Raw genomic sequence first — 12,601 nt, forward strand, 5'->3', positions numbered from 1 at the left:
TCGTTCCGGTTCGTCCACCTCGAGCGACTCCGCCGGGACTCCGCCGGGACTCCGAGCATCCATGCCAGCGTGCCCTTGCCGGCCGTGCCCTCAGCGATGCGTTCGAGATGGGCCTCTCGCAGCCATCCGGGGAAAAGCCCCCGAGAAGGACGAACCAGTTCTGACTCAACCGTGGCGGAGGCTGGCTGGCGAGCCGGGCTCCGCACCAGAGTCGAGTGCCGCAGCACCGATGGGCGGCGCTACACCTGAATGATGAACAGCAGTTCGATTTCGGCACTGCCTCCTCGATCTCGAGCAGTGGTGGCGCGCTCTGAGAAGTCCCGGACCTGGCGCTGGAAATCGTCGACCTGGCCCGACCGAACCCGGCCTGAACAAGAGTTGCGCTCGTGACGCCCGTCATATACGTTGCATATCTACCCGCGTAGACAACGCGCGTAGACAGGGTTGCTCGAAGAGGAGACCACATGGCGTCACAGCAGAAGACCACCGGGACCATGCCTCGCGTACTGGTGTTCGGATCGGCCAATATGGACACCTTCGTCTATCTCGATGCGTTGCCCCGTCCGGGCGAGACCGTCTTCGGACACGGTGGAAGCAGTGGACTGGGAGGAAAGGGAGCCAACCAGGCAGTCGCTGCGGAGAAGCTCGGTGTCCAGGTGGACCTGATCGGCCGGCTCGGCACGGATGAGGCCGGAAACACGCTGCGCCGCCTCCTCGCCTCCCAAGGCGTGGGTACCTCCGGAATGCTCGCCAGCGCCACGTCGCGCACCGGGACAGCACAGGTCACCGTCGATGGCAGCGGGGAAAACACCGTCGTCGTGGTCAGCGGCGCCAACGCCGAGGTCGGACCCGAAGCGCTCGAGGCACACGAGGTCGCCGCGGCACTGCGGGACGTCGCCACTACCGTCGGCCTCGCCCAGGGCGAGCTGCCAGCGCACGCTGTGGCCGCATTCGCCCTGGTCTGTCGCGACCACAGCATCCGATTCGTACTCAATCTCGCCCCTGTGATCGACGTTCCACTCGCGACCCTCTCGGCAGCGGACCCGCTCATCTTGAACGAAGGCGAGGCGCTCGAGTTGCATCGCCGTCTCGCCCCTGACACCGCGGTCGCCCCCGGCAGCGGGTCCGCGGTCGACGACGTGGGGCGCCTCGCCGCCGATCTGGCGGACAAGTTCGCGGCATCCGTTGTGATCACTCTCGGAGAACGCGGCGCAATCGCATCGGCCGGCGAAGCCACCTGGCACCAGCCGGCACCACAGTCCGGGAAAGTGGTCGACACCACCGGGGCGGGCGATGCCTTCGTCGGCGCCGTGGCGGCGCGGCTCGCCCATGGAGATGACCTCCGCGCTGCGGTCCGATGGGGGACAGCCGCTGGCTCCCTGGCTGTCACCACCCCGGGCACCAGTGATTCCTACCGCGGACTCGCCGCACTCGAGGTGGACGAGAACGGAACCCCGAACCCTCGGGTGCTCTGCCTTGACGACCAGGTCGTGGCATGAGCGGGGGTGCGACGAACGTCCGCGGCAGAGGCCGTGTGACCCGCAAGGACGTGGCTCGGGTCGCCGGCACCTCGACAGCGATCGTCAGCTACGTGATCAACAACGGCCCCCGGCCGGTGGCTGAGCGGACACGGCAACGAGTCCTCGCTGCGATCGAGGAGGTCGGGTACGTGCCGGACACGGTTGCCCAGGCGCTTGCCTCCGGCGTGAGCGGCCTCTACGGACTGATCGTCCCTGACATCTCCAACCCATTCTTCGCCGCGCTCGCCCACGAACTCGAGGACAGCACGTCCGAGTCCGGCCATATCCTCCTGCTAGGGGACTCCGCGGAGGACAAGGACAGGGAGAAGGAGCTGATCTCCACGTTCGTCCGCCGCCGCGTCGACGGCCTGCTGTTCGTGGGCGTCGACAGCCACCCCGACCTCTCGGCCGCCTTCGACGGGGAAGTGCCGGTGGTCATTCTCGACCGTGTGGATCCGGAGCACCTCGCTTCCTCCGTGGCTGTCGACAACGTCGCCGCAGCGCACGCCGTCACCGCGCACCTCGTGACGCACGGCTACCGCGAACATGCGATCATCACGGGTCCCGAGCAGCTGCTCACCGCGCGCGAGCGTCTCCAGGGGTGGCGATCTGCCCTCGCCGAAGCGGAGCTCCTGGCGGATCCACGGTGGATCGTCGAGGCGCCATTCACGCGTCGCGGCGGCTATGACGCCGGCAGCGCGCTGATCACCTCAGGACCTCGGCCAAGAGCAGTGTTCGCCTCGAACGAGCTGCAGGCCGTGGGGTTGCTCGCCGCGGCCGCCGAGCATGGACTGCGTGTACCGGACGAGCTCGCAGTCATCACCTTCGACGGTACCGAGATGTCGGAGTACACCGCACCAAAGCTGTCGGGGGTGGTCCAGCCCCTCGATGAGATCGCCCGCGCGGCGGTCGCGATGTTGCCCGGCAAACACCGCTCGACATCATTCGCTCCTCGGCATGAGAGATGCGGCTACACCATTCGTCTTCGCCCGTCCTGCGGGCACCATCCCGACTGATCCATGTCAGTCCCGTCAACGTCGACGTCAGAAAGGCATTCCATGTCCAAGGAAACTCGCTCACAGGCTCCCCGGAAGTCACTGTGGGCCCGCTACGGCCAGCTCACACTCTTCATGATCCCCATCGGTGTCGCGACCAACTTCGTCGGCGGTCAGCTCGCCATCCTATTGAAGCTCCCGGTCTACTTCGACAGCATCGGGACGATCCTCGTCGGCGCTCTTTGCGGCGGCCTGCCCGGAGCCCTCGTCGGTGCGATCTCCAATGTCATCAACTCGATCACCAATCCGACGACCATGGTCTACGCGATCATCAACATCCTCATCGGACTCGCCGCCGGACTGCTTTCGAAGCGCGGCTGGTTCACCACCTTCGGCAAGGCGCTGGCGACGGTCATCCCCTTCGCCATCATCGGCGGGTTCGGCGGCGCCCTGATCAGTCTCTGGATCTTCGGCGGCCTCACGCCCAATGGTGTCTCGGTGATCACTGCAGCGCTGTATGCCTCAGGGTTCGACATGAACGTGGCCGTGTACCTCTCCGGTGTCCCGCTGGACCTCGTCGACAAACTGGTCGTGGTCGTGGTCGTCTTCCTCATCCTGCGCCGGGTCCCGTCCCGGCTGCTCGCGAAGCTGCCGCTCGGTCACGTCTTCATGGGCAGGGTGGTTCGGTTTGACTCAGCATCCAATGCAGAGCTCCGCGATCTCGACGACGATCTGGCGCTCTGATGATCTCGAATACCGTAGCGCCCCCCACCTTGGATGCCTCATATCTCGACCGCTTCCGGAAGCCTGCCAGCCTGGGCAATCCGGTGCGTGATCTGAATCCTCTCGTCCTGCTGGCCTGCGCGGTACTGCTCGCTGTGGTCACCGCGATGCTGCCCGAGCTCGTCGGGTCGGCCGCAGTGTGCCTCGCTGCTGTCGTCCTCGCGTTCCTGGGCGGGGTTGGACGTCGTTTCGTGTCGGTCTTCGCGCGGCTGGTCCTGGCAGTCGGCGGGTTTCTGTTCGTGGTGCGAGTGATCTTCGCGAAGGATGCCGACACCTACTGGTCGTGGGGCCCGTTCGGCATCAGTCCCACCAGCATCACGGAGGCCGCCGGATTCACGGTGTTCGTGCTGGCGATGTGTGCGATCCTCACGCTGTTCTTCGCCTTCGTCCCGATCCGGCATCTGATGCTGGCCCTGGAAGACGTAGGCGTGCATCGAAAAGCCAGCTATATCGTGCTCGCCTCTTTCCAGGCGATCACCGACCTCGGGGCGAACGTCCGCACAGTCCTGGATGCTCAGAAGTCGCGGGGCGTGGAGACCGAGGGATCGATCGTGAGACGTGCCGGAGCATTCCTCCCCGTGCTGGCGCCGGTGTTCCTCTCCGCCATGTCCCAGACCGAGGAGCGAGCCCTGGCGCTCGATGCACGCGCGTTCAACGTCAGCTCCCGGCACTCGCAATTCGTCTTCCTCCGTCGACCCGGGATCACCGATTGGGCGGTTTTGGGCGGCATGCTCGTCCTCACCGTGGGAAGCATCATCGGAAAGGTACTGCTGTGGCATTGATCGAGATGCGCGACGTGAACTTCACGTACGCCTACGCGGACGCTCCCGCGCTGCAGGGGGTCAACCTCGTGCTCCAGCCCGGACTGCTGTACGGGGTGGTCGGACGCAACGCCAGCGGCAAGTCCACGCTGTGCAACGTGATGCGCGGGATCGTCCCCAACTTCCACGACGGCGAGCTCACGGGCGACGTCGACGTGCTCGGCACCCCTCTGCGCGACTGGGACCCGGCGGAGCTCTCCCGCCGGATCGGGTACGTGTTCCAGAACCCCTTCACCCAGATCTCCGGGATCCGCGACACCGTCTTCGAGGAGATCGCGCTGGGGCTCGAGCACCTGGGCGTCGACCGAGAGCAGATGATCGCGCGAGTGATCGAGGTGGTGCACGAGCTCGGTATCGAGGCACTCGTCGAGAAGGACCCCAACGGTCTGTCAGGAGGCCAACGCCAGAAGGTTGCCTTCGCCTCGATCCTCGCCATGGATGCCGACGTCCTGGTCATCGATGAACCGACCTCGCAGCTGGACCCCGAGTCCACGGAGGAGGTCTTCGCGATCATCCGGCGGCTCAAGGAGAAGGGGAAGTCGATCATCCTGGTGGAGCACTCGATCGATCTGCTCGCCGAGTACGTCGACCGCATCATCGTGCTCGACGGTGGACGGGTCACGGCAGAAGGGCCGGCGCAGGATGTGCTGACTTCCCCCGCGCTCGACGCCGCCGGCGTTCCCCGACCGGAGGTCACCGAGATCGCCCATCGGCTCGAGGCCCAGGGGCGAGGTCTCGACACCACCCCGATCACGAAGGACGCGGCGAGAACTGTCCTCTCCGCTCGACTCCAGGAGACATCACGTGACCATTCGACTCGATGACGTGTCGTTCGCCTATCCCGATGGCTCACTCGCCGTTGATCGAGTGAACCTCGCCGTCGCCGCCGGCGAACGGGTGGCGATCATCGGCCAGAACGGCGCTGGCAAGACCACCACTGTGAAGCTCATGAACGGCTTGCTGAGACCCACCACGGGACGGGTTCTGGTGGACGACGTCGACACGGCGTCCCAGACCACCGCCACGACAGCACGCCAGGTCGCCTATGTCTTCCAGAACCCCGACGACCAGATCTTCGGGACGGACGTCCGCAGCGAGCTCGAGTACATCCCTCGTCACGACAGATGGAGCGCTGAGAGGACGAACGAGCGCGTCCGCCGTGCCGTGAAGATGACCGGTATCGGCAAGTACCTGGACCTCAACCCCAACGACCTGCCGTTCGCGATCAAGAAGTTCGTCGCGATCGCCGCCATGCTCGTCGGCGAACCGCGCTACGTGATCCTCGACGAGCCCACCGCAGGTCTCGACGGACGCGGGCTCGCCTTGCTGAAGCGCCTCATCGGTCAGCTCGAGGACGAGGGCACCGCAGTGGTCACCATCACCCATGACATGCGGTTCGTGGCCGACACCTTCGACCGTGTCGTGGTGATGGCACAGCGACAGGTCATCGCCGACGCTCCCGCTACGGAGATCTTCGATGACGATGACGTCTTGGCCCGAGCCCGGCTGCAGCGGCCGGTCGGTGCGCAGCTTGCCCAGGACCTGGGCCTGGCGCCGGCATCCCTGCAGCTCGACGATGTCGTCGCCCTGATCCCCTGAGCAGCGCGCAGACGGCCACCACCGACCGGCAGCTCCCTCCCGACGAAAGAGACCAGAAGAAATGACAACCCCCGTCATCTTGGACGTGGACACCGGCATCGACGATGCGATGGCGCTCATGTTCGCCCTACGGCACCCGGAGATCGACGTCCGAGCAATCACCTGCGTCGCCGGCAACACGTCGTTGGACAACGTCGTGGCTAACACCCTGCGCATCCTCGACCTCGTCGGAGCTCCGCAGATACCCGTCGCCGGCGGCGCACTGTGCCCGTTGATCGAGAGCTCCAGGGACGCGTCGTGGGTGCATGGCGCGACCGGACTCGGATCGATTGTGCTCCCGGCCAGCACTCGGACACCGCAGCCCGTCCATGCGATCGAGCTGATGCGACGGACCATCGTCGAGGCGAGTGAGCCGATGACGCTCGTCTCGCTCGCGCCGATGACGAACCTCGCTCTCCTGCTGCGGATGCATCCGGAGGTCACCGGCAACCTCGAGCGGATCGTGTTCATGGGTGGGTCGGCGGTCGGCGGCAATGCGAGTGCCGTGGCCGAGTTCAACGTGTGGCACGATCCTGAGGCCGCCCACATCGTGCTGAGCAGCGGTGTTCCTCTGATGATGTACGGCCTGGACGTGTTCGACGCGGTCGAGGTGCCGGCACAGCGGGTCGCGCCGCTGCACACCATGGACAGTGAGATCTCCCGTACCCTCGGCGCGCTGATCGACCACGAAGCCGTCGATCCCGCCAGCGGCGCTACCCACAGCAACAGGCTGATCGGCGACGCCGGCGCACTGTGCGCGATGGTGGCACCCGAACTCTTCGGATTCGAGCGACGTCCCGTGCACGTCGAGCTGGCACCAGGATTCAGCCGCGGTCAGACCCTCGTCGATCGGCGCGCGCATGGCGGCGAGTCGGCGATCCACGGGGCCGGCGGAGGGCCGTGGCCGCTTGTGGATGTCACCCTCACCTGTGGCGTGACGGAGGTCCTGGATCTGTTCTTCGGGATCATCCTCCGGGAGCAGAACGTGTTACGGGTCCCCGTCACCAGCTGACGCGTCACTGTCGCGGGGACTGCCGCACCTCATCCGCTGATGAAGAGCCTCGAGGAATGGCTGTTGATCAAAGCGGCGAGATCCTCCGGTCCGCTGTCCAATCTTTCGGACGAGAACAGCAGCGGCATCAACAGGGACATCTTCATGACGGTGAAGGACTGGCAAGAGGTCTCTTGCCACTCATTGTGGCTGCCAGCCCATCGTGCGCCCGTCGGTCCATTCCCCAGGGAAGGGAACCTGCGGCAACACCCGTCTTCGGCGCTGGAAGAGGGCGAGACTCGAGCCAGCTGTTGAGCCGACGAGGCTCGTCGCGACCAGTCAAGGAGAACCGCCGACCATGCTCAGGCCACAGGATAATCAGATCCGAGAACGCAAGAACCTCAACGGAATGTGGCAGTTCCGGCTGGATTCCGACGGGACGGGCCGTTCCGACGGATGGTATTCCGGCGCCCTGCCGGAGGCCGAGTCCATGGCGGTCCCGGCCAGCTTCAACGATCTCTCCACCGATGCGGCCACTAGAGATTTCGTGGGTGACATCTGGTACCAGAACGACGTGAAGATCCCGCGCGGCTGGCAGCACGACAGAGTGGTCCTCCATTTCGAGTCCGCGACGCACCGCGCGACGGTCTGGGTGGACGACGTCGAGGTCGTCTCCCACGAGGGTGGCTACCTGCCGTTCGAAGCGGACATCACCGGGCACGTCACGCCGGGGCAGACTGCCCGCGTCACCGTCTGCGTCAACAACACCTTGTCGTTCCAGTCCATCCCGCCCGGTGTCATCGAGGAGACCCCGGCGGGGAGGAAGCAGATCTACTGGCACGATTTCTTCAACTACGCCGGCATCCATCGCTCGGTGTGGCTCCACACCACGCCGCGCGCGCATCTCGAGGACGTCACCGTGACGACCGCTGTCGAGGGCGGCACCGGGATCGTCACCTGCGACGTCTCGAGCCTCGGGGCGGAAGGCCTCACGGTGCGGGCCATCATCCGCGATGCCGATCGCCACGTGGTCGCCGAGGCGCAGGGGCACTCCGCCACCTTGAGCATCGCCGACGTGATCCTGTGGAAGCCCCTCGCCAGCTACCTCTACGACCTGGAGGTCCAGCTGGTCGACGGTGAGGACGTGGTCGACAGCTACCACCAGAAGATCGGTGTGCGCACCGTCGAGATCGACGGCGCACGCTTCCTGATCAATGGCGAGCCGTTCTACTTCACCGGCTTCGGCATGCACGAGGACCACATCACGATCGGCAAGCAGCACGACAACGCCTCCATGATCCGTGACTTCGAGCTGCTCGACTGGATCGGCGCCAATTCGCTGCGCACCTCGCATTACCCGTATTCCGAGGATGTCATGGACTACTGCGACGAGAAGGGCATCGTCGTCATCGATGAGACGCCTGCCGTGGGCATGAACATGGCGCTCGGCGGGGGGATCTTCGGCGGGCAGGGATATGAGACCTTCTCCCCGGAGACCATCAACGACGACACCCAGGCCGTCCATGCGGATGTCATCCGCGATCTGATCGCCCGCGACAAGAACCATCCCAGCGTCGTCATGTGGTCGATCGCGAACGAACCCGAGTCCGACAGCGAGGGCGCCGAGAAGTACTTCGGGCCGCTCTTCGAGGTGGCCCGTGAGGCGGACCCGACCCGTCCGGTCGGTTTCGTCAACGTGATGCTCTCACCGCACGGGAAGTGCCGCGTCAGCCAGTTCGCCGACGTCCTGATGCTCAACCGCTACTGGGGGTGGTACGTCGCCACCGGCGACCTGGTCGCCGCCCAGGCGATGGCTCGTGCGGAGCTGACCGCATGGGCGGGGGACGGCAAGCCGATCATCATGACCGAGTACGGCGCAGACACGTATCCGGGCGAGCATCAGCTGCCTGCCCAGCCGTGGTCGGAGGAGTACCAGAACGCCTATCTGGACGCCAACCACGAGGTGTTCGACGAGATCGACGCGGTCGTCGGCGAGCAGATGTGGAACTTCGCGGATTTCATGACCACTGCGGGGATCATGCGCGTCGGCGGGAACAAGAAGGGGGCCTTCACCCGCGATCGTCAGCCGAAGATGGCGGCGCACCACCTTCGCCGCCGCTGGTCCAAGTAGGGGCAGCGCGCCGGTCCTGCAGCTCTGCGGTGCGGTGCCGGACTGCGGGGCGGGGTGAGCCCGCCCCGCAGTCTCAGCGGGGTGCGCTCACCGGATGGTGAGCGCGAGGGGGTGCGGGGTGTCCGCGCTGGAGGTCCCGGCGTGCAGCGTGTACTGCCCGGCCACGATGCGGAAGTCACCGGTGCCGTAGTCCCAGACGGAGAACGGCTTGGCCGTGGCGGCGGGGTCGAGGGTGATCGATACCTGCCGGCTCTCCCCCGGCGCCAGCCACACCTTCTGGAAGCCGATCAGCCGGCGCGGAGGCTGGTGCAGCTCACGGGGCATCTCGACGTATACCTGGACCACTTCCGCACCCCGGCGCTCACCGGTGTTGGTGACCGTGGCGCTGACGATGATCGGCTCATCGCCGCTGGTGGCGGCCGCAGAGGCCGACACCTCGCTGACGTCGAACGTCGTGTACGACAGCCCGAACCCGAAGGGGAAGGCGGGCTCGACATCGTTCGCCTGGTGCCAGCGGTATCCCATCTCCAGGCCCTCGGTGTAGCGGATGACCGGGTACCCCTCCCCCTCGACCACTCCGGGGTAGCGCTCCTCGTGGTGTCGGTAGAGGGTGTCCTCCTCGGATCTCGGGTAGGTGGTGGGGAGCTTCCCCGACGGGTTCACGGCGCCCAGCAGGAGGTCGGCCACCACATGCCCGTCCTCGGTGCCCTGGTTCCAGACCTCGAGCACGGCGGGCGCCTGGTCCAGCCATGGCATGAGGACCGGAGAGGAGTCCTTGAGCACGACGACGCTGTGGGAGTTCTGTCCGAGCAGCGCATCGATCATGTCGTCCTGGTGATCGCCCATGGCGATGCCGGGGCGGTCGGCGCCCTCGCTGGCCACCAGGCCCGCCATGATGACGACGGTGCTCGCGTGAGCGGCCGCCTCCTTCGCCTCCTCCAGGTTGGACAGGTCGCGGGCCACCGTGAACGTGCGTGCCGTCGCCGTGCTCCCCAGCCCCTGGAGCACGTCTCGCATGCCGTCCAGCGGCGTCACCGTGTAGAGCGGGTCGACCTTGGAGCTGCCTCCACCGCCCTGGCATGCGTCGTCCACGTACTCCGGCTGACCGATGATGAGCAGGTCGCCGACGGTGGCGGGATCCAGCGGGAGGGTGCCGTCGTTCTTCAGCAGGACGGCGAGCTGCTCCCCGATCTCCCGAGCGATGGCCCCGTGCCCGGCGGCGTCGATCGTGCCGGGGTCGTAGACGCTCTCGAAGTGACCGAAGCGGAACATCTGCGTGAACCGGCGCACCAGGGCGCGGTCCACCGTCTCGATCTCCAGGCTCGTGTCGCTCAGCGCGCTCTTCACGGACGTCTCGTTGAGCCACTTCGCATCGGGCATCTCCAGATCCATGCCGGCGTTCAGCGACGCCGCTGCGGACCGGCATGACCAGAAGTCGGACTGGACGTAGCCGGTGAAGCCCCATTCCGTCCGGAGGATGTCGTTCAGGAGATAACGGCTCTCCGTCGCGTAGGTCCCGCGGACACGGTTGTAGGCGCTCATGACCGCGGCGACCTCCGCGTCCTTCACGATCATCTCGAAGGGCAGCAGGTACAGCTCCCGCAGGACGTGCTCATCGAGCTCGACGTCGACGCGGAAGCGCTCCGTCTCCTGATCGTTCACCGCAAAGTGCTTCGCCATGGCGATGACGTCGTGGCTCTGGATGGCCTTGGTGACCTCGACCCCCATCACCCCGGAGAGGAACGGGTCCTCGCTGAAGTACTCGAAGTTGCGCCCGGCGATGGCGGTCCGGTGCAGGCACACCCCGGGACCCTCGAGCACATGCTGCCCCAGCGTCGCGGCCTCGGAGCCGATGAGATCGCCGTAGCGGCGGGCGAGCTCGGGGTCGAAGCCCGCAGCCAGCCCGATCGTCATCGGCAGCGAGGTGGCCGGCGGGCTCGGCGTGCCGTCCCCCATGCCCACTCCCACCGGACCGTTCGTGATCCGGAAGCGGGGGATGGCGAGGTCGTCGTCGGCCGCGACGTGCCGTTCCACCTGGATCTGGGACGCGAGCCGATCCATATCCTCTTGCGTGGTCACCTGAGCAGCCAGGCTGTAGATGTCGATCGTCTCCATGTTGCCGTGGAGCTGTCCGATCTTCTGCTCCAGCGACATCGCGAGCACAAGCTGCTCCGCCCGGTGCTTCGGACTCGATGCAGTGTTCATCCACGGCTGGGCTACGGCGTCAGTCATTGCAATTCCTTCACGGGGAGGTGTCAGTCGTTCAGGGTGTCAGCGGCTTCGCGCCGGGCGGCGAGCTTCGCTGCGTTCTCGTCCACGCGCTTCTTGCTGAGCGGGTAGAGGAAGATCAGAGCGAGCGCCACGGCGACGTAGATGATCCCCGGCACCAGCGTGTGGAGCATGTAGATGCCCTGGATGGTCGCATCGGTCTGCTGGACGGCCTCGCCGCCCTGCACCGCCTCATATCCGATCCAGCCCAGAGCCCAGCCGGCCAGACCACCCGCGAGAGCCTGGCCGAGCTTGCGGGCCCAGGAGTACACGGCGTAGATCGTGGCGTCATCGCGCTGACCTGCCGTGATCTCGTGGTAGTCGATCACGTCCACGATGAAGGCCCACACGAGGAAGTTGAAGACGGCGAGCATGAAGCCGGAGACCGACAGGATCGCGATGAAGAGGTACGGCTGATCCTGGAGCCCGAGGAAGTAGGCGAGGAAGAGCGCTGCTGCACTGATGAGGGTGGCGACGACGGCCACTTCCTTCTTCCCGAACTTGTTGGCCAGCCAGGGCGCGAGCAGGATCAGCGCGAAGCTGGGGACGATGCCGAACAGGCCCGCCAGTGACTGCATGCTGCCGTCGTTGAAGTACTCGAGCCAGACATACGCGGTCAGGCCGTTCCCGAGCAGGCTTCCCACCAGCAGGAGCAGGGCGGCCACCAGCAGTCCGAGCAGCGCCCGGTTCTTCAGCACGCTGCCGATCATCGGGAGGAACGAGGGGCGATCCTCCTTGGCCGGGGGCTGCACGGAGAAGCGCTCCCGCACCAGGGCGTAGCAGATCAGGTAGAAGATGATCGCGAAGAGCGACATCACGATGGCCGTCCACATCATGCGTTGGCCGTCGAGCACCGAATCGTCGCCGATCTTCACGTAGACGATCAGCGGCATCACGACCAGGATGAAGAGCACGGCCAGCTGTGCGCCGGCCGAGCGGAACACGGAGAGCTGGCTGCGATCCGCAGGCCGATCCGAGATGACCGAGGCCATGGAGCCATAGGGGATGTTGATGAACGTGTAGGTGATCGAGCCCCACAGGATGTACGTGACGATCATCCAGCCCAGGCGAGCGCCGTAGGATTCCCAGTCGCCCACGAACGGCATGTACATCAGGGTGGAGGCCACGGCCACCGGGATCGCTCCCCGCAGGATCCAGGGCCGGAACCTGCCGGCCTTCGTGCCCTTGCTGCCATCCACCAGGCGTCCCATGCCGATATCGGTGAAGGCGTCCAGTATGCGCGACAGCAGAAGCAGTGTTCCGACGTGCGCCGGCTTGATGCCGATGATGTTCGTGTAGAAGATCATGAAGAAGAACGCTTGCAGGATGAACGAGAAATCGTTGCCGAAGTCTCCGAACATGTATCCGACTTTGTCCCGCCAGCCGAATTTCCGGACCAGTTTCTCTTGGTCCTGCACTGCTGTCATAGCCTTCTCCTTCGTCATCTTCATTGT

11 protein-coding genes are annotated in these 12,601 nt (G+C 65.7%); 9 read left to right on the top strand and 2 right to left on the bottom strand.

All coding sequences use genetic code 11. From position 1 onward, the window contains the following. Positions 1-464: 464 nt before the first annotated feature. The 9 genes from CFK38_RS16875 to uidA all read left to right on the top strand — a co-directional run bounded on the left by CFK38_RS16875 (position 465) and on the right by uidA (position 8,879). Positions 465-1,499 (top strand): ribokinase, encoded by a 1,035-nt coding sequence (locus tag CFK38_RS16875; RefSeq protein ID WP_096804111.1) that lies wholly within the window; start codon positions 465-467, stop codon positions 1,497-1,499. A gap of 35 nt (positions 1,500-1,534) precedes the next feature. Continuing rightward, positions 1,535-2,536, top strand: coding sequence for a LacI family DNA-binding transcriptional regulator (locus CFK38_RS16880; protein ID WP_218192322.1), 1,002 nt, complete (start codon positions 1,535-1,537; stop codon positions 2,534-2,536). A 114-nt stretch (positions 2,537-2,650) separates the two neighbouring features. After that, a complete protein-coding gene (locus tag CFK38_RS16885) occupies positions 2,651-3,259 on the top strand; it encodes a hypothetical protein (protein ID WP_157773525.1) in 609 nt (202 codons plus the stop codon). Continuing rightward, on the top strand, positions 3,259-4,080 hold the full coding sequence (locus CFK38_RS16890; RefSeq protein WP_096804114.1) for an energy-coupling factor transporter transmembrane component T: 822 nt from the start codon (positions 3,259-3,261) through the stop codon (positions 4,078-4,080). Before CFK38_RS16885 ends, CFK38_RS16890 begins: the two co-directional genes overlap by 1 nt. Then, on the top strand, positions 4,071-4,943 hold the full coding sequence (locus CFK38_RS16895; RefSeq protein ID WP_096804115.1) for an energy-coupling factor ABC transporter ATP-binding protein: 873 nt from the start codon (positions 4,071-4,073) through the stop codon (positions 4,941-4,943). Before CFK38_RS16890 ends, CFK38_RS16895 begins: the two co-directional genes overlap by 10 nt. Continuing rightward, positions 4,924-5,718 (top strand): energy-coupling factor ABC transporter ATP-binding protein, encoded by a 795-nt coding sequence (locus CFK38_RS16900; protein WP_096804116.1) that lies wholly within the window; start codon positions 4,924-4,926, stop codon positions 5,716-5,718. Before CFK38_RS16895 ends, CFK38_RS16900 begins: the two co-directional genes overlap by 20 nt. An 85-nt stretch (positions 5,719-5,803) precedes the next feature. Further along, positions 5,804-6,769 carry a nucleoside hydrolase gene (locus CFK38_RS16905; RefSeq protein ID WP_218192323.1) on the top strand — a complete coding sequence of 322 codons (966 nt, stop codon included), beginning with the start codon at positions 5,804-5,806 and terminating at the stop codon, positions 6,767-6,769. Positions 6,770-6,808: 39 nt separating this feature from the next. Continuing rightward, positions 6,809-7,063 carry a hypothetical protein gene (locus CFK38_RS17245; protein ID WP_157773526.1) on the top strand — a complete coding sequence of 85 codons (255 nt, stop codon included), beginning with the start codon at positions 6,809-6,811 and terminating at the stop codon, positions 7,061-7,063. 43 nt (positions 7,064-7,106) lie between these two features. After that, positions 7,107-8,879 (top strand): beta-glucuronidase, encoded by a 1,773-nt coding sequence (gene uidA, locus CFK38_RS16910; RefSeq protein WP_096804118.1) that lies wholly within the window; start codon positions 7,107-7,109, stop codon positions 8,877-8,879. 87 nt (positions 8,880-8,966) lie between these two features. On the opposite strand, the gene CFK38_RS16915 is transcribed toward uidA, so the two are convergent. Then, entirely contained in the window at positions 8,967-11,111 is a 2,145-nt protein-coding gene (locus CFK38_RS16915) for a beta-glucosidase family protein (RefSeq protein ID WP_096804119.1), read from the bottom strand. A gap of 23 nt (positions 11,112-11,134) precedes the next feature. Beyond that, a complete protein-coding gene (locus CFK38_RS16920; RefSeq protein WP_218192324.1) occupies positions 11,135-12,574 on the bottom strand; it encodes an MFS transporter in 1,440 nt (479 codons plus the stop codon). Positions 12,575-12,601: the final 27 nt, after the last annotated feature.

This window comes from Brachybacterium vulturis (genome assembly GCF_002407185.1).
Lineage (GTDB): Bacteria > Actinomycetota > Actinomycetes > Actinomycetales > Dermabacteraceae > Brachybacterium > Brachybacterium vulturis.